At 47.1% G+C, this 1426-nt stretch carries 9 tRNA genes; all 9 read right to left on the bottom strand.

The window, feature by feature from the left end:
* Nucleotides 1-20 precede the first annotated feature (20 nt).
* The 9 genes from H5300_RS26625 to H5300_RS26665 all read right to left on the bottom strand — a co-directional run bounded on the left by H5300_RS26625 (nt 21) and on the right by H5300_RS26665 (nt 1281).
* Nucleotides 21-96: transfer RNA gene (locus tag H5300_RS26625), tRNA-Gly, on the bottom strand.
* A 77-nt stretch (nt 97-173) separates the two neighbouring features.
* Nucleotides 174-250, bottom strand: a tRNA-Met gene (locus H5300_RS26630).
* Nucleotides 251-311: 61 nt separating this feature from the next.
* A tRNA-Gly gene (locus H5300_RS26635) sits at nt 312-387 on the bottom strand.
* A gap of 77 nt (nt 388-464) precedes the next feature.
* Nucleotides 465-541 (bottom strand) — tRNA-Met (locus tag H5300_RS26640).
* A 104-nt stretch (nt 542-645) separates the two neighbouring features.
* Nucleotides 646-721: transfer RNA gene (locus H5300_RS26645), tRNA-Gly, on the bottom strand.
* Between the two features lie 59 nt (nt 722-780).
* Nucleotides 781-857, bottom strand: a tRNA-Met gene (locus tag H5300_RS26650).
* 59 nt (nt 858-916) lie between these two features.
* Nucleotides 917-992: transfer RNA gene (locus H5300_RS26655), tRNA-Gly, on the bottom strand.
* 76 nt (nt 993-1068) lie between these two features.
* Nucleotides 1069-1145, bottom strand: a tRNA-Met gene (locus H5300_RS26660).
* 60 nt (nt 1146-1205) lie between these two features.
* Nucleotides 1206-1281, bottom strand: a tRNA-Gly gene (locus H5300_RS26665).
* Between the last annotated feature and the right edge of the window lie 145 nt (nt 1282-1426).

A 1426-nucleotide genomic window follows, 5' to 3' on the forward strand; every position in this document is an offset into this window, starting at 1 on the left:
TGACCTCTAAGAACTGAATTTGGAGCGATACATCGGGTTCGAACCGATGACCTCAACCTTGGCAAGGTTGCGCTCTACCAACTGAGCTAGTATCGCATTAGTTAACCGTTAATACTGTCTGCTAAGAAGCTAAGCGCTTACTGAAAGGCAGTGTACAACGTGTAACTGTAATGTGGTTGCGGGAGCCGGATTTGAACCGACGACCTTCGGGTTATGAGCCCGACGAGCTACCAAACTGCTCCATCCCGCGTCCGGATGCATTATTTGAGTTAATGACTCTATATTCCCAATATCATTCCTAAGAAAGAAATTGGAGCGATACATCGGGTTCGAACCGATGACCTCAACCTTGGCAAGGTTGCGCTCTACCAACTGAGCTAGTATCGCATAAGCTAACCGTTCATCTTTTCTACTAAGAAGCTAAGTTCTTACTGCAAAGAAGTGACCAACGTTCAACTGTAATGTGGTTGCGGGAGCCGGATTTGAACCGACGACCTTCGGGTTATGAGCCCGACGAGCTACCAAACTGCTCCATCCCGCGTCCGGATGTTTCTCTTTTCGCATCATTACCGTTTAAGGACAATGAGACTAAACCATTTTCATTCTGAGCACATTCTCAAAGAGACAGCTTCTAAGAATAGAATTTGGAGCGATACATCGGGTTCGAACCGATGACCTCAACCTTGGCAAGGTTGCGCTCTACCAACTGAGCTAGTATCGCATAAGCTAACCGTTCATCTTTTCTGCTCAAAAGCATCAAATCAACGTCTAACTGTAATGTGGTTGCGGGAGCCGGATTTGAACCGACGACCTTCGGGTTATGAGCCCGACGAGCTACCAAACTGCTCCATCCCGCGTCCGGATGCATTATTTAAGTCAATGAGTCTATTCCCAACATCAATCCTAAGAAAGAAATTGGAGCGATACATCGGGTTCGAACCGATGACCTCAACCTTGGCAAGGTTGCGCTCTACCAACTGAGCTAGTATCGCATAAGCTAACCGTTCATCTTTTCTGCTCAAAACTAAGTTCTTACTGCAAAGAAGCTATCAACGTCTAACTGTAATGTGGTTGCGGGAGCCGGATTTGAACCGACGACCTTCGGGTTATGAGCCCGACGAGCTACCAAACTGCTCCATCCCGCGTCCGGATGCATTGTTTAAGTCAATGAGTCTATTTCCCAACATCAATCCTAAGAAAGAAATTGGAGCGATACATCGGGTTCGAACCGATGACCTCAACCTTGGCAAGGTTGCGCTCTACCAGCTGAGCTAGTATCGCTTAGTTAACCGTTAATCTTGTCTGCTAGAAACTAAGTTCTTACTGCAAAGAAGCTATCAACGTTTAGCTGTAATGTGGTTGCGGGAGCCGGATTTGAACCGACGACCTTCGGGTTATGAGCCCGACGAGCTACCAAACTGCTCCA

It is taken from the genome of Vibrio sp. SG41-7, assembly GCF_014164465.1.
Classification (GTDB): Bacteria; Pseudomonadota; Gammaproteobacteria; order Enterobacterales; family Vibrionaceae; genus Vibrio; species Vibrio splendidus.